This window comes from Massilia sp. YIM B02763, from assembly GCF_030412015.1.
Taxonomy (GTDB): Bacteria; Pseudomonadota; Gammaproteobacteria; order Burkholderiales; family Burkholderiaceae_D; genus Telluria.
Genome location: NZ_JASNRD010000023.1, coordinates 52,323 through 67,873, shown reverse-complemented (window position 1 = coordinate 67,873; position 15,551 = coordinate 52,323). Strand labels below are relative to the sequence as shown.

General features: G+C 65.7%; 15 protein-coding genes. 3 read left to right on the top strand and 12 right to left on the bottom strand.

Annotated features, from left to right (window positions below; genetic code table 11):
• Positions 1-83: 83 nt before the first annotated feature.
• The gene (locus tag QPK32_RS22690; protein ID WP_290415051.1) at positions 84-722 is read right to left on the bottom strand and encodes an ANTAR domain-containing response regulator; all 639 of its coding nucleotides are present in this window, start codon (positions 720-722) and stop codon (positions 84-86) included.
• A 241-nt stretch (positions 723-963) separates the two neighbouring features.
• Here QPK32_RS22690 and QPK32_RS22685 point away from each other — a divergent pair, with 241 nt between their 5' ends.
• The 3 genes from QPK32_RS22685 to QPK32_RS22675 all read left to right on the top strand — a co-directional run bounded on the left by QPK32_RS22685 (position 964) and on the right by QPK32_RS22675 (position 5,940).
• Positions 964-3,762, top strand: a complete 2,799-nt coding sequence (locus QPK32_RS22685; RefSeq protein WP_290415050.1) for a valine--tRNA ligase — start codon at positions 964-966, stop codon at positions 3,760-3,762.
• Between the two features lie 179 nt (positions 3,763-3,941).
• Entirely contained in the window at positions 3,942-5,414 is a 1,473-nt protein-coding gene (locus QPK32_RS22680) for an aminotransferase class I/II-fold pyridoxal phosphate-dependent enzyme (protein ID WP_290415049.1), read from the top strand.
• 82 nt (positions 5,415-5,496) lie between these two features.
• Positions 5,497-5,940 (top strand): DUF2147 domain-containing protein, encoded by a 444-nt coding sequence (locus QPK32_RS22675; RefSeq protein WP_290415048.1) that lies wholly within the window; start codon positions 5,497-5,499, stop codon positions 5,938-5,940.
• Positions 5,941-6,046: 106 nt separating this feature from the next.
• Here QPK32_RS22675 and QPK32_RS22670 read toward each other — a convergent pair whose 3' ends face one another.
• The 11 genes from QPK32_RS22670 to tyrS form a co-directional block, all read right to left on the bottom strand.
• The gene (locus tag QPK32_RS22670) at positions 6,047-6,511 is read right to left on the bottom strand and encodes a YaiI/YqxD family protein (RefSeq protein ID WP_290415054.1); all 465 of its coding nucleotides are present in this window, start codon (positions 6,509-6,511) and stop codon (positions 6,047-6,049) included.
• Between the two features lie 5 nt (positions 6,512-6,516).
• On the bottom strand, positions 6,517-7,584 hold the full coding sequence (gene ruvB / locus QPK32_RS22665; protein ID WP_290415047.1) for a Holliday junction branch migration DNA helicase RuvB: 1,068 nt from the start codon (positions 7,582-7,584) through the stop codon (positions 6,517-6,519).
• A 111-nt stretch (positions 7,585-7,695) separates the two neighbouring features.
• On the bottom strand, positions 7,696-8,274 hold the full coding sequence (gene ruvA, locus QPK32_RS22660) for a Holliday junction branch migration protein RuvA (protein WP_290415046.1): 579 nt from the start codon (positions 8,272-8,274) through the stop codon (positions 7,696-7,698).
• Between the two features lie 27 nt (positions 8,275-8,301).
• Positions 8,302-8,847 carry a crossover junction endodeoxyribonuclease RuvC gene (gene ruvC, locus QPK32_RS22655; protein WP_290415045.1) on the bottom strand — a complete coding sequence of 182 codons (546 nt, stop codon included), beginning with the start codon at positions 8,845-8,847 and terminating at the stop codon, positions 8,302-8,304.
• Between the two features lie 284 nt (positions 8,848-9,131).
• Entirely contained in the window at positions 9,132-10,718 is a 1,587-nt protein-coding gene (gene purH / locus QPK32_RS22650; RefSeq protein ID WP_290415044.1) for a bifunctional phosphoribosylaminoimidazolecarboxamide formyltransferase/IMP cyclohydrolase, read from the bottom strand.
• 93 nt (positions 10,719-10,811) lie between these two features.
• Positions 10,812-11,045 carry a helix-turn-helix domain-containing protein gene (locus QPK32_RS22645; protein WP_056447956.1) on the bottom strand — a complete coding sequence of 78 codons (234 nt, stop codon included), beginning with the start codon at positions 11,043-11,045 and terminating at the stop codon, positions 10,812-10,814.
• A gap of 78 nt (positions 11,046-11,123) precedes the next feature.
• Positions 11,124-12,149, bottom strand: coding sequence for a tRNA dihydrouridine synthase DusB (gene dusB / locus QPK32_RS22640; protein WP_290415043.1), 1,026 nt, complete (start codon positions 12,147-12,149; stop codon positions 11,124-11,126).
• 174 nt (positions 12,150-12,323) lie between these two features.
• Complete coding sequence (locus tag QPK32_RS22635) at positions 12,324-12,995, bottom strand: histidine phosphatase family protein (protein ID WP_290415042.1); 672 nt, start codon at positions 12,993-12,995, stop codon at positions 12,324-12,326.
• A 3-nt stretch (positions 12,996-12,998) separates the two neighbouring features.
• Positions 12,999-13,673, bottom strand: coding sequence for a YbhB/YbcL family Raf kinase inhibitor-like protein (locus tag QPK32_RS22630; RefSeq protein ID WP_290415041.1), 675 nt, complete (start codon positions 13,671-13,673; stop codon positions 12,999-13,001).
• A gap of 60 nt (positions 13,674-13,733) precedes the next feature.
• Positions 13,734-14,192 (bottom strand): D-aminoacyl-tRNA deacylase, encoded by a 459-nt coding sequence (gene dtd, locus QPK32_RS22625; RefSeq protein WP_290415040.1) that lies wholly within the window; start codon positions 14,190-14,192, stop codon positions 13,734-13,736.
• Positions 14,189-15,421, bottom strand: coding sequence for a tyrosine--tRNA ligase (gene tyrS / locus QPK32_RS22620; RefSeq protein ID WP_290415039.1), 1,233 nt, complete (start codon positions 15,419-15,421; stop codon positions 14,189-14,191). Before tyrS ends, dtd begins: the two co-directional genes overlap by 4 nt.
• Positions 15,422-15,551 lie beyond the last annotated feature (130 nt).

The window sequence follows — 15,551 nt, the reverse complement described above, 5'->3', positions numbered from 1 at the left end:
GTCTAACTTCTCTGGGTCAGTTCACCTGCGCAGGGGCGACGGTGTTGTTGCGTTTGCGTTTGCGTTTGCGTTTGCGTTTGCTTTTACTTGCTCCGCAGCCGCGCCGCAAACGCCGCGTGCAGGCTGTTGAGCAGCTCTTCCGCCGCCACCATCTGCTCGGCCACCTCGTTGATCTTGCGCCGGCTCGAGCGCGCGTGGTCGCGCAGCACTTCGAAGGCCGTGTTGCGGTCGGTCTGGAAGCGCGCCATCAGCAGGCCCACGGCCAGGCTCGTCTCGCGGCCGGCGGCCAGTGCGGCATTCAGGTTGACCTCGGTACGGCGCAGCTGGCGGATCTCGTCGGCGCGCGCCAGCGCGGATTCCAGCGCCGGCAGCAGGTGCGTGGCGTCGATCGGCTTGACGAGGAAGCCGACGGCGCCATGGGTGGCGGCCTGGCGCGCCGTCTCGGCATCGTCGACGGCCGACAGGAACATGAAGGCGACGCCCGTATGGTCGCGCAGGCGGCGCGCCAGGTCGAGGCCGGACATGCCGGGCATGCTGATGTCCAGCAGCGCGAGCGCGATGTCGGCCTCGCGTTCGGCGATGCGCTGCAGCGCCTCCGGCGCGGACGCGGCTTCGATGGTGTCGTAGCCGGCATGGCGCACCACGGTGGACAGGAATTCCAGCATGACCGGGTCGTCATCGACCAGCAGGATCAGGCGGCGGGAGGAAGCTGAAGAACTCATCGGCAGTGTGCTTGGGCGACGAAATGAAAGGATGACAACGGCAAGCACTCCTGCGGCCGTCGTTAGTTGACCAAAAATATATCACGCACAGCTACCTTCCGCCATCAAAAATGTTTCCACGCAACAAATATTTGCCGAACGACCGTGCTACAAAAACCGGCACGGCGCCATCGCAGTTGACCGGCCGTCATCTATAATGGCCGTTTCGCCGAACTCCAATAAACCGAATACAAGCCACATCATGGAATTAGCAAAGTCTTTCGAGCCAGCCGACATCGAACAGTTCTGGCGCACGGAATGGGAACAGCGCGGCTACTTCGCCGCCACGATGGATGAGGGCAAGCCGTCGTTCAGCATCCAGCTGCCTCCGCCGAACGTGACGGGCACCCTGCACATGGGCCACGCCTTCAACCAGACCGTGATGGATGGCCTGACCCGCTACTACCGCATGCGTGGCTTCAACACCGCCTGGGTCCCGGGCACGGACCACGCCGGCATCGCGACCCAGATCGTCGTCGAGCGCCAGCTGGACGCGCAGAAGATCTCGCGCCACGACCTCGGCCGCGAGAAATTCATCGAGAAAGTCTGGGAGTGGAAAGAGAAGTCGGGCAGCACCATCACCGGCCAGATGCGCCGCCTGGGCGCCTCCGCCGACTGGAACCGCGAATACTTCACGATGGACGAGCCGCGCACGAAGATCGTCGCGGAAGTGTTCGTGCGCCTGTTCGAACAGGGCCTGATCTACCGCGGCAAGCGCCTCGTGAACTGGGACCCGGTGCTGGGCACCGCCGTCTCGGACCTGGAAGTCGACTCGCAGGAAGAAGACGGCTCGATGTGGTACATCCAGTACCCGCTGGCCGACGGCTCGGGCCACCTGACCGTCGCCACGACGCGCCCGGAAACGATGCTGGGCGACGTCGCCGTCGCCGTCGACCCGACCGACGAGCGCTACACCGCGCTGGTCGGCAAGATGCTCACGCTGCCGCTGGTCGGCCGCGAGATCCCGATCATCGCGGACAGCTACGTCGATAAAGCCTTCGGCACCGGCTGCGTGAAGATCACGCCGGCGCACGACTTCAACGACTACGCCGTCGGCCAGCGCCACAACCTGCCGATGCTGTCGATCATGACGCTCGACGCCAAGATCGTCGACGACGCGCCGGAAGCCTACCGCGGCCTGGACCGCTTTGCCGCGCGCAAGCGGATCGTCGCCGACCTGGAAGCGCAAGGCCTGCTGGAACAAGTGAAGCCGCACAAGCTGATGGTGCCGCGCGGCGACCGCACGGGCGTCGTCATCGAGCCGATGCTGACGGACCAGTGGTTCGTCGCCATGAGCAAGCCGGCGCCGGAAGGCACCTTCAATACGGGCAAGTCGATCACGGAAGTCGCACTGGAAAAAGTCGCCAGCGGCGAGATCAAGTTCGTGCCCGAGAACTGGTCCACGACCTACAACCAGTGGCTGGGCAACATCCAGGACTGGTGCATCTCGCGCCAGCTGTGGTGGGGCCACCGCATCCCGGCCTGGTACGGTCCGGAAGGCCAGATCTTCGTCGCCCGCAGCGAGGAAGACGCGAAGGCGCAAGCGCTTGCGGCCGGCGTCACCGGTGCATTGCGCCGCGACGACGACGTGCTGGACACCTGGTTCTCGTCGGCGCTGGTCCCGTTCTCGACCATGGGCTGGCCGGAACAGACGAAGGACATGGACATGTTCCTGCCCTCGTCCGTGCTGGTGACGGGTTTCGACATCATCTTCTTCTGGGTCGCTCGCATGGTCATGATGACGGCGCACTTCACGAACAAGGTGCCGTTCAAGACCGTCTACGTGCACGGCCTGGTGCGCGATTCCTCGGGCCAGAAGATGTCGAAGTCGAAGGGCAATACCCTCGACCCGATCGACCTGATCGACGGCATCGACGTCGAGTCGCTGGTGGCCAAGCGCACCACGGGCCTGATGGACCCGCGCGCCGCCGAGAAGATCGCGAAAGCCACGCGCAAGGAATTCCCGGAAGGGATCCCGGCCTTCGGCACCGACGCCGTGCGCTTCACGATGGCCAGCTACGCCTCGCTGGGCCGCAACATCAACTTCGACCTGGGCCGCGCCGAAGGCTACCGCAACTTCTGCAACAAGCTGTGGAACGCGACCCGCTTCGTGATGATGAACACGGAAGGCAAGGATTGCAGCCAGCCGAAGCCGGAAGACCTGTCGCAAGCGGACCGCTGGATCATCTCGCTGATGAACCGCGTCGAGCTGGAAGTCGCGAAGGGCTTCGCCGACTACCGCTTCGACAATATCGCGTCCGCCATCTACAAGTTCGTCTGGGACGAGTACTGCGACTGGTACCTGGAACTGGCGAAGGTCCAGGTCCAGCAAGGCACGGAAGCCCAGCAGCGCGCCACCCGCCACACGCTGCTGCGCGTGCTGGAAGTGATCCTGCGCCTGGCGCACCCGGTCATCCCGTTCGTCACCGAGGCACTGTGGCAGGCCGTGGCGCCGCTGGCGGGCAAGACGGGCGACACCATCATGCTGCAGCCGTACCCGATCGCCGACGAGTCGCTGATCGACGCGGACGCGGAAGCCTGGATGGACAACTTCAAGCGCTTCACCGACGCCACCCGCAACCTGCGCGGCGAAATGAAGCTGGCCCCGTCGGTGCGCGTGCCGCTGATCGTCGAACCGCACGGCGACGCCGACCGCGCCGCGGCGCAGGGCTTCGCACCCTACGTCCAGCTGCTGGGCAAGCTGTCGGAAGTGCAGATCGTCGACGCCCTCCCGGACTCGCCGGCCGCCGTCGCCATCGTCGGCACCACGAAGCTGATGCTGAAGGTCGAGATCGACGTCGCCGCCGAGCGCGAGCGCCTGAAGAAGGAAATCGCGCGCATCGAAGGCGAGATCGCCAAGGCCAACGGCAAGCTGTCGAGCGAGAGCTTCGTCGCGCGCGCCCCGGCCGCCGTGGTCGCGCAGGAGCGCGAGCGCGTGGAGAACTTCAGCGCCACGCTGGTCAAGCTGAACGAGCAGTTCGCGAAGCTGCCGGCGGCCTGACGCCGCCAGCCGCAGTTTGAAAAGCCGCGCCGGGCCTTTGCCCGGCGCGGCTTTTTTTTGGGCGCCGCACGCGCCGCACCGTGTCATGCCTGCCTCGGCCGTTCAACCGTGCGTCTGTTCCGAAACCAATTAATTACACTGGGTAAAGTTTTTCCCGACATGTCCATTCGGAGACACCCATGACGCAACTCAGCCAAGCCCTCGAACGCCCCACGGTCCCGACCTACACGCCGCACCTGCGCAGCCACATCAAGGCGGCCGCGGACCACCTGCACAACGATTCCGAGGAAATGCGCCAATGCTCGCCCGAACAGGTGCTGTACCACGCCTACATGCAGGCCGGGGCGCCGCACGGGCCCGTGCTGTACGCGGTGAAAGGCGAGCACTGGAACGGCGTCAGCCCCAAGTTCCTCGAATTCATCAACGCCTTCCAGTTCGAGCGCAGCGACATGGGCTATGCCGAATCCGGCTACGGCATCCAGCGCCACCGCAACTTCATGCGCCGCCTGATCGTGAACGAACACCACCTGGGCCAGCGCAAGCCGGCCGCCGGCCTGGACATCGACGTCGGCTGCCTGGCGATGACGACCCGCATGGCGATGTACGACATGGCGAAGGTGGCGCTGCGCCACTCCAAGGAACAGTTCCCCGGCAAGACGCCCGTGGCGCTGGTGCCGACGCCCTCCTGGGACTACCGCGGCATCTTCAAGGACGTCGGCTTCGAGATCGTGTTCCTGCCGCTGGGGCCGAAGAACGGCTGGCTGCCCGACCTGGGCGAATGGGACCGCATCGTGCGCGCCACCCTGGCCGACGGCAACCGCCGCATCGCCATGACCGTGAGCAACCCGCAGCACAACCCGACCGGCATGCAGTGGCCGGTCGAGGTGACGCAATACCTGCTGGCGCTGGTCGCCGACCAGGGCGGCCACCTGCTGCTGGACGATGCCTACTACTGCGTGCACGACCCGCGCGTGCCCGTCGTGAACCACCTGAAAGCCGTGCTCGACGCCTTCGACGTCAACGGCGGCGACAACGACCTGGTCCGTTCCGGCATGTTCGGGCGCTGGGTGGCCACGCGTCCGTTCGGCAAGCAGTTCTCGTGCAATACGATGGGCGTCGCCGCCATCACCACGTCGCCGACGATGCTGCGCCAGCTGAGCCGCGAATCGTGGATCAACCGCTACCACACGAATACCCATAACGCCGAGCTCATGTGCGCCTGGCTGGCCACGCCGGAAGCGGCCGACTGGACCATCGAGACGGGCCTGTTCTACACCCGCCAGAAGGACCTGGTGCGCACTTGCCTGCTGGAACGCATGGGCTGGCAGGCGGCCGGCATCTGCGCCGGCCCGTCGACCTCGTACATGCTGATCGAGATCCCGCCCGTGTACCAGCAGACCGACGGCGGCATCGACCGCTTCCGCGACGATTTGTTCTTCGCCACCGGCACGCTGGTATCGGCCTCGCTGTTCAACCAGACGGCGCAGGTGCCGTTCGTGCGCCTGCACCTGGGCAGCCACCCCGAGGTGATCGAGGAATTCCTGCGCCGCTGGGAAGCCGCCGGCCTGCGCTACGACATGCCGAAGACGTTCGGCGGCAAGGAAGCGCTGGCGCGGCCGGTCGCGCCGCCGGTGTTCCGCCAGGAAGCCTGAGGTGACGGGCGCCGGAGGAAGTTAAGCGAACGACCGTTCGATTTGCTACACTGGCGCCACAACAACGTCATTGGAGACCGCCATGCGCACCTTCGTTACCGCTTCCCTGCTTGCCGCCGCCTTCGCCGCCCCGCTCGCCTTCGCCCAGGACTCCCCTGCCGGCCTGTGGAAGAGCATCGACGACGCCTCCGGCAAGCCGAGCGCCCTGATCCGCATCACCGAGAACGGCGGCGTCTTGCAGGGCAAGATCGAAAAACTGTTCCGCACGCCGGAAGAAGACCAGAACCCGAAATGCGTGCTGTGCACGGATGCGCGCAAGGACCAGCCGATCGTCGGCATGACGATCCTGGAGGGGCTCAAGAAGGACGGCGACGAATACAACGGCGGCCAGATCCTCGACCCGAAGAACGGCAAGGTCTACAAGAGCAAGCTGACCGTGCGCGACGGCGGCAAGAAGCTGGAAGTGCGCGGCTACATCGGCATGCCGATGCTGGGCCGCTCGCAGATGTGGCTGCGTCAGGAGTAACGCTGCTGATCGTGGCTCGTCGTCCCGGCGCAGGCCGGGACCCAAGTTCGATACGCTGCCGGCTTGCGCATGAATTGGGTCCCGGCCTGCGCCGGGACGACGGATATCATGCGGATGGTCGCGGGCGCGGCCGGCGCGCCAGGTGCCGGTCCAGCGCATTGCCGAAGCGCTGGCGGTCGGCCTGGCTGAAGGCGGCCGGTCCGCCCGTGTCGACGCCGCCGCTGCGCAGTTCTTCCATGAAGGCGCGCATCGTCAATTGCTGGGCAATATTGTCCTTGGTGTAGAACTCGCCGCGCGGGTTCAGCGCGTCGCCGCCCTTCTCCAGCACGCGTGCCGCCAGCGGGATGTCGCCGGTGATCACCAGGTCGCCCGGCGCCAGCCGTTCGACGATCTCCGTATCGGCCACGTCGGCGCCGCTGGGCACCTGCAGCGCGCGGATGAAGCGCGAACCGGGCACGCGGATCAGCTGGTTCGCGACCAGCGTCACCTGCAGCTCGAGCCGGTCGGCCACGCGGAACAGGATGTCCTTGATGACGGCCGGACAGGCGTCGGCGTCGACCCAGATCTGCATGGCGATCAACCCGGCGGCAGGTTGTCCCACAAGTCGCCAGTCGGGCTGATGCGGGGCGCGGCGACGCCGAAGTGTTTATACGCGAGCGGCGTGGCGATGCGGCCGCGCGGCGTGCGCTGCAGATAGCCCTGCTGGATCAAATACGGTTCCAGCACGTCCTCGATGGTGTCGGCCGCCTCGCCGATCGCCGCCGCCAGGTTGCCGATGCCCACGGGGCCACCGGCGAACTTGAACAGCACGGCTTCCAGCAGCTTGCGGTCCATCACGTCGAAGCCGACCGTGTCGACGTCGAGCATGCGCAGCGCGCGGTCGGCCATGTCCTTGGTGATTTCTCCGTTGCCCTTCACTTCCGCATAGTCGCGCACGCGGCGCAGCAGGCGGTTGGCGATACGCGGCGTGCCGCGCGCGCGCTTGGCGACTTCGCGCGCGCCCTCCTCGTTGATGGGCGCGTCGAGCAGCGCGGCGCTGCGGGCGACGATCTTGGTCAGTTCCTCGACGTTGTAGAACTCCAGGCGCGCGACGATGCCGAAGCGGTCGCGCAGCGGATTAGTCAGCATGCCGGCGCGCGTGGTGGCCCCGACGAGGGTGAACGGCTGCAGGTCCAGTTTGACGGAGCGTGCGGCCGGGCCTTCGCCGATCATGATGTCGATCTGGTAGTCCTCCAGCGCCGGGTACAGGATTTCCTCGACCACGGGCGACAGGCGGTGGATCTCGTCGATGAACAGGACGTCGTTGGCCTCCAGGTTCGTCAGCAGCGCGGCCAGGTCGCCCGGGCGCTCCAGCACGGGGCCCGAGGTCTGGCGCAGGTTCACGCCCATCTCGCGCGCGATGATGTGCGCCAGCGTCGTCTTGCCCAGGCCCGGCGGACCGAACAGCAGCGTGTGGTCGAGGGCTTCCTGGCGCTTGCGCGCGGCGTGGATGAAGATCTCGAGCTGGTCGCGGATCTTTTCCTGGCCGACGTATTCTTCGAGATGCTTGGGCCGCAGCGCGCGTTCGATCGCCTCTTCGTTGGGCGAAGCGGGGGCGGCGTCGATGACGCGCTGTTCGGTGAAATTGTCGGTCTGGATGCTCATTGCTAGTTCCGTATCACCGTCGTCCCTGCGCAGGCAGGGACCCAAGTTTCAAGCGTCGCGACAGCGTATGCAAAATTGGGTCCCCGCCTGCGCGGGGACGACGGTGGTGTTTTACGCTTTCGAAAGGGCCTTCAATGCCAGCTTGATGCCATCCGACACGCTGGTACCCGCCGGCATGTTCTTGGTGGCGATCAGCGCTTCCTTGTCAGAATACCCCAAAGCCAGCAGCGCATTGAGCACGTCTGCCTGGGCATCGTCGCGCGGGGCGCCGCCGACCACGCCGATGTCCGCGCCCAGCTTGCCCTTCAGTTCCAGCAGCAGGCGCTCGGCCGTCTTCTTGCCGATGCCCGGCACCTTGACGAGGCGTCCCGCCTCCTGCAGCGTGACGGCCTGCGCGAGATCCGCCACGGTCATGCCGGACAGGATCGACAGCGCCATGCGCGCGCCGATGCCGGTGATCTTGATCAGCTGGCGGAACACGGCGCGGTCGCCGTGCGTGCCGAAGCCGAACAGCAGGTGCGCATCCTCGCGCACCACGTAGTGGATGAACAGCGTCACCTTCTCGCCCGTGTGCGGCAGGTTGTAGAACGTGCTCATCGGCACATCGACCTCGTAGCCGACGCCGTTGCAATCGACGAGGACTTGCGGCGGATTCTTTTCCAACAGGATTCCGGACAGACGACCGATCATCGGTGACCTTTCAATGGATGGATGGCGTTACACCAGGCGGCCGCGCTTCATGTGCAGCGTCGGCTTCTTCGGATTGGCCGGCGCCAGCGCGCCGACCAGGCCCAGCGTGTCATGGGTGTTGGCATGGCAGATCGCGATGCCGAGGGCGTCGGCGGCGTCCGTGCCCGGCAAGCCCGGCAGCTTCAGCAGGCGCGCGACCATGTCCTGCACCTGCGCCTTGACGGCCTTGCCCGTGCCGACGACGGCCTGCTTGACCTGGGTGGGCGTGTACTCGGCCACGTCCAGGTCGGCGCCCACGAGGGCCGTGATGGCGGCGCCGCGCGCCTGGCCCAGCAGCAGCGTGGATTGCGGATTGACGTTGACGAAGACTTTTTCGATGGCCGCGCAGGCCGGCTGGTAGGTCGCGACGATTTCGCTGACGCCCGCCAGGATCACTTTCAGGCGCGGCGGCAGCGCCCCTTCCGTGCCCGTCTTGATGGTGCCGGAAGCGATGTAGCGCAGGCGGTTGCCCTGCTTTTCGATGACGCCGAAGCCCGTCGTGCGCAGGCCCGGGTCGATGCCGAGGATAATCATTATCGAATGTTATACCGGCGCAGGTGTTTCGTGGGAAAAATACTGTCTAAAAACACAGGCCGAGGCAACATCGTTGCCTTGGCCGTAGGGTGGACGGCTTCGCCGTCCACGCGGTGATACGTGCCATCCGATCCGTCGTTCACGAAGATACGTGCCATCCGATCCGTCGTTCACGAAGATACGTGCCATCCGATCCGTCGTTCACGAATACGGCGCCATATGTTGAACGCGTGGACGGCAGAGCCGTCCACCCTACCGTGACCGGCGCTATGCCGGCAACTACATCAATGACGGAAGTGGCGCGTACCAGTATAGAGCATCACCACGCCGCGCTCGTCCGCCGCGTCGATCACTTCCTGGTCGCGCATCGAGCCGCCCGGATGGATCACGCAGGTCGCGCCCGCGTCGACGACGACGTCCAGGCCGTCGCGGAACGGGAAGAAAGCATCCGACGCCACCGCCGAACCGGCCAGCGACAGGCCCGCGTTCTGGGCCTTGATCGAGGCGATGCGGGCGGAGTCGATGCGGCTCATCTGGCCGGCGCCGACGCCCAGGGTCATGCCGCCGCCGCAGAACACGATGGCGTTCGACTTGACGTACTTGGCCACGCGCCAGGCGAACATCAGGTCCTGCAGCTGCTGCGGGGTCGGCTGCTTCTTGCTGACGACGCGCAGGTCGGCCAGCGCCACGTCCTTCGCATCCGGCGATTGCACCAGCAGGCCGCCGCCGACGCGCTTGACGTCGAACAGGTTCTGGCCGTCGCCAAGCGCGATTTCCAGCAGGCGCACGTTCTGCTTGGCCGCCATGATGGTCAGCGCTTCGGCGGTAAATGCCGGAGCGATCACGACTTCAACGAACAGCTTGGCGATCGCTTCGGCGGCGCGGCCGTCGACCGGCACGTTGAAAGCGATGATGCCGCCGAAGGCCGAGGTCGGGTCGGTCTTGAGCGCGCGCTGGTAGGCGTCCAGCGCATCGGCGCCGATCGCCACGCCGCACGGGTTCGCGTGCTTGATGATGACGCAGCCGGCCGGCTGCTCGAAGCCACCCAGCGATTTGACGCATTCCCAGGCCGCGTCGGCATCGGCGATGTTGTTGTACGACAGTTCCTTGCCCTGCAGCTGGCGGTAGTTCGCCAGGCTGCCGGCGGCCGGGACCAGGTCGCGGTAGAACGCGGCGCTCTGGTGCGGGTTCTCGCCGTAGCGCATGTCCTGGACTTTTTCGAAGTGCAGGTTCAGCGTCTGCGGGTAGGCGGCGCGGGTGGTGTGCTCGCGGTCCTCGCCCAGGCTGGTGAGGTAGTTGGTGATGGCGCTGTCGTATTGCGCGGTGTGCGCGAACACTTTCTTGGCCAGGCGGTACTTGGTGTCGTAGCCGACGTTGCCGGCCACCTCGCCGGTGCCCTTCATCTCGGCCAGCACCGGACCGTAGTCGGCCGGGTCGACGATGACGACGACGTCGCGGTGGTTCTTGGCCGCCGAACGCAGCATGGTCGGGCCGCCGATGTCGATGTTCTCGATCGCGTCTTCCAGCGAGCACTGCTCCTTGGCCACGGTCTGCTGGAACGGGTACAGGTTGACCACCACCATGTCGATCTGCGGAATGCCGTGCTCTTCCAGTTTGGCGACATGCTCCGGCAGGTCGCGACGGGCCAGGATGCCGCCGTGGACCTTCGGGTGCAGCGTCTTGACGCGGCCGTCCAGCATTTCCGGGAAACCGGTGTAGTCGGCGACTTCGGTCACCGGCACGCCGTTATCCTGCAGCAGCTTGGCGGTGCCGCCGGTGGACAGGATGTTCACGCCGAGCGCGGACAGCGAGCGCGCGAAATCGAGCACGCCGGTCTTGTCGGAGACGGAGATGAGAGCTTGTTTGATCATGGGAGTGCCTGTTGATGAAAATTCGGTTGAACGCGGACATCGAGGAGGCAGCGTTCGACGCGATCCGGCACGCCGCGGCCTCCCGCCAGCGGCTTAGAGCAGCCCGTGCTCCTGCAGTTTCTTGCGCAGGGTGTTGCGGTTGATGCCCAGCATCTGCGCCGCGTGCGATTGGTTGCCTTCGGCGCGCGTCATCACCACTTGCAGGATCGGTTTTTCGACGGTCAGGAGCATCATGTCGTAGATGTTCGACGGTTTTTGCTCGCCCAGGTCGTTGAAATAGTCTTCGAGGCTTTTCTGAACGACTTCCTGGATACTTTCTTTGCTCATTTTCCTGCTTTATCCTGGTTAAAAGCTGCTTGTGGCAGCGTCCGTCTCCGAATGTTCTTCTTGTTCTCTGCTGCGGGTTCAGGCAGCGATCAGCTCGTCGGTCGTTTGTGCGGGCCGGTATTGTAACCGCTCGCCGAACTGGCGTTGCGATTTGAAAAATTCATCCACGGCCGCCAATTGCTCGGCGGTCGACTCCATCCGGTTCATGCGCTGGCGGAATTCTTCGCCGCCCGGCAAGTCCTCGACATACCAGCCGATGTGCTTGCGCGCCGTGCGCACGCCCAGGAATTCGCCGTAGAACGCGTAGTGGGCAGGCAGGTGTTCGTTCATCAGGCCGCGCACTTCCTCGACCAGGGGCGCGGGCAGCAGTTCGCCCGTGCGCAGGTAATGGTCGATCTCGCGGCAGATCCAGGGACGGCCCTGGGCGGCGCGGCCGATCATGACGGCGTCGGCGCCCGTGTAGTCGAGCACGAACTTGGCCTTTTCCGGCGTCGTGATGTCGCCGTTGGCGACGACGGGAATCGAGACGGCCGCCTTCACCGCCTTGATCGTGTCGTACTCGGCGTCGCCCTTGTAGCCGTCGGCGCGCGTGCGGCCGTGCAGCGTCAGCATGGCGATGCCGGCCTGCTCGGCCATGCGGGCGATGGTCAGGGCATTCTTGTTTTCGCGGTCCCAGCCGGTGCGGAACTTCAGCGTGACGGGCACGTCGACGGCACCCACCACGGATTCGAGGATGCGCTGCACCAGGTCTTCGTGCTGCAGCAGCGCGGAGCCGCACCAGTTGTTGCAGACCTTCTTGACCGGGCAGCCCATATTGATGTCGATGATCTGGGCGCCGCGCTCGACGTTGAACTTGGCGCATTCGGCCAGGTCGTGCGGGTCGGCGCCGGCGATTTGCACGGCCTTGGGCTCCATCTCGCCTTCGTGGTCGGTGCGGCGCGCCGATTTTTCGCTGGCCCACAGGCGCGGGTTCGACGCCGCCATTTCCGACACCGCGTAGCCGGCGCCGAGCTGCTTGCAGAGCTGGCGGAACGGCCGGTCCGTCACCCCGGCCATCGGGGCGACGAACACGTTATTGCGCAGCGTATAGGGACCAATTTGCACGGCAGAAAATCACGGGAAAGATCGGGAACTCGCTATTTTACCCGAAGTGCTGCTTAATTTCTCAGCACTATTTTTTGCGAGCTGTTGCGCACATGACATAAGTGGGCTTGCAAAACGGGGCGTCCGTGCTCACGGCGTCCGTGCTCACGGCGTCCGTGCTCATCGCGGTCCGGCTCAGGGCAATTCGTCGAGCACGGCCGGACGCAGGTGTTCGACCTCGCCCCAGCTGCACAGTTCGAGGCGGCCATCCGACGGGTGATAGCGGAAGCGGTTGATGCTGGCGTTATAGACCTTGAAGTCGCGCGGCGTGTCCAGCGGCAAGCCGCGCGCCAGGCGGTAGGCGCATTCCAGCACGCCGCCGTGGGCGACCAGGGCCAGCGTCGTGCCCGGGCTGGCCGCGGCCAGGCGCAGGATGGCGCCGGTGCAGCGGGCAAAGAAGGCGCGGAAGGTCTCCGCCGTGTTGCGCCCGGCCGGCAGGGAAGCGTCGACGTCGCGCGCCTGCCAGGCGGCGAACTCGCGCGGGAAGCGCTGCTCGATCTCGCTGTACAGCAAGCCCTCGAAGCCGCCGTAGCCGCGCTCGCGCAATTGCGCGTCCTGGCGCAGCGGCAAGCCCTTGATGTCGGCCACGGCCTGGGCCGTCTGGCGTGCACGCATCAGGTCGCTGGAAACGACGGCGTCGATGGACTCGGCGGCCAGCGCCGCCGCCAGCAGGGCGGCCTGGCGCTCGCCTTCCGCGTTCAGCGGGATGTCGAGGTGGCCCTGCAGGCGGCGTTCGGCGTTCCAGGCGGTTTCGCCGTGGCGGATCAGGAGGATGTCGGTGGGGGCGGCGTTGGTATCGATGGTCATGCGTCAGGAAGGTTGCCCGATCAGGTCCGGGACCGTGCCGGGGTTCAGCGTATAGATGCCGAAGATGCGCGCCTCGTCGAGGATGTGGCCGGTGATCGCCAGGCGCGCCTCCTGCCCGGTGAAGCGGCCGTCCAGCGGCAGGCGCGGGATGTCGAGCGCGTACAGCGTGAAGACATAGGTGTGCACGCGCTCGTCGTTCCAGGGCGGGCACGGGCCGTCGTAGCCGAAGTACTCGCCGGCCATGTCCGGGTCGTTCGCGAACCAGCCCGTATAGTCGTTGACGCCGTGGCGCAGCTGGTGCTCGGTGCCGTTCTTGATCGTGAACGGCACCAGCGGCCCGGCTTTCCCGCCCGGGGTGACCATGTCCGAGAACAGGCCCTCGCCGAAGGACTCCAGGCAGACGGGAATGTCGGCCAGCACCCAATGGTAGAAGTCCTGGCGCGGCACGGCGTCGGCGACCGTGCGCCCTTCCTGGTTGACGTCCGTGCCGACGGCGGGCACGTCGAGGTCGTGCGCCAGCAGCAGCAGCGACTGGGTACCTGCCGGCACGTCGTCCCACGCGATGTGGGGGCTGCGGTTGCTCGACAGCCGCACATGGCTGTCCGGATCCATTTCCGCGAACGCACAGCGCGGCGGAATCATGTCGCCTTCGGTAAAGGAATCGCTCCAGATTTTCATGATCGTGTCTCCTGCCACCCGGCCCATATGACCCGCGCCCGGCGGCGCAGTTTCATGCATTCAGCTGGCCGGCCTGGGTGGATCAATGCGCAGCCAGAAGGTCACCGGTCCGTCGTTGACCAGGGCCACCTGCATGTCGGCGCCGAAGCGGCCGGTCTCGACGATAGCGTGGCGTTCGCGCGCGCGGCGCACGGCATGGTCGAACAGGCGGCGGCCGTCCTCGGGGGCGGCGGCGGGGGAAAACGACGGGCGGGTGCCGGAACGGGTGTCGGCGGCCAGCGTGAACTGCGGCACCAGCAGCAGGCCACCGGCGACGTCGACGACGCTGCGGTTCATCTTGCCGGCCTCGTCGGAGAACACGCGGTAGCCGAGCAGCTTCGCCAGCAAGGCGTCGGCTTCGCGCTCGGTGTCGCCCTTCTCGGCGCACACGAGCACCATCAGGCCCGGCCCGATCGCGCCGACGACCTCGCCGCCGACGGTGACGCTGGCCTGCGTCACCCGTTGCAGCAGGCCGATCATGCGCTCAAGGTCACGCGGGCGAACTTGCGCTTGCCGACCTGCAGGACGAACGTGCCGGCCTGGACCTGCAGCGCCTTGTCCGACACAACGGCGCCGTCGATGCGCACGCCGCCCTGGTCGACCATGCGCATGGCTTCCGAGCTGGACGCGCACAAGCCGGTCTGGCGCAGCAATTGGGCCAGGCCCAGCGGCGCACCCGAGACGGCCACTTCCGGCACGTCGTCCGGGATGCCGCCCTTGGAGCGGTTGACGAAGTCGGCCAGCGCATCCTCGGCCGCCTGCTGCGAGTGGAAGCGGGCGACGATTTCCTGGGCCAGCGCGACCTTCGCGTCGCGCGGGTTTTTGCCGCCCTCGACCTCGGCCTTCAGCGCGGCCAGGTCCTGCAGCGAGCGGAACGACAGCAGCTCGTAGTACTTCCACATCATCACGTCGGAGATGCTCATCAGCTTGCCGAACATGGTGTTGGCCGGCTCGGTGATGCCGATGTAGTTGTTCTTCGACTTGGACATCTTGTCGACGCCGTCCAGGCCCTCCAGCAGCGGCATCGTGAGGATGCATTGCGGCTCCTGGCCGTAGTCTTTCTGCAACTCGCGGCCGACCAGCAGGTTGAATTTCTGATCCGTTCCACCTAGCTCAAGGTCCGCTTTCAAAGCCACGGAATCATAGCCTTGCATCAAAGGGTAGAGGAACTCATGCACCGAGATCGGAGTCCCACTCTTGTAGCGCTTGGTGAAGTCGTCGCGTTCCATCATGCGGGCCACGGTGTAGCGCGAGGCCAGCTGGATCATGCCGCGGGCGCCCAGCGGATCGCACCATTCGGAGTTGTAGCGGATCTCGGTGCGCTCGGCGTCGAGCACCAGGGAGGCCTGCTTGAAATAAGTCATCGCATTCGCCTCGACCTGCTCGCGGGTCAGCGGCGGACGCGTGACGTTGCGGCCCGACGGGTCGCCGATCATCGACGTGAAGTCGCCGATCAGGAAGATCACCTGGTGGCCCAGGTCCTGCAGCTGGCGCAGCTTGTTCAGCACCACGGTGTGGCCCAGGTGCAGGTCCGGGGCGGTCGGGTCCAGGCCCAGCTTGATGCGCAGCGGGGTGCCGGTCTTTTCCGAACGGGCCAGTTTCTGGGCGAATTCGGCTTCGATCAGCAGTTCGTCGACGCCGCGTTTGGTAATCGCAAGCGCTTCTTTTACAGCGTCAGACAGGGGAAGAGGCGCGGCTGCACTTGTCATTTGTGCATTACCAGATGTTTCTGCGGAGGTCATAAAAATCTTGTAGGAGTAGGACTAAAACGGTTGTAGGACCCCATACTTTGGTATAATTCGCGATCCCGTCAATCTTGCTGCATGAAAAGTTTTACCG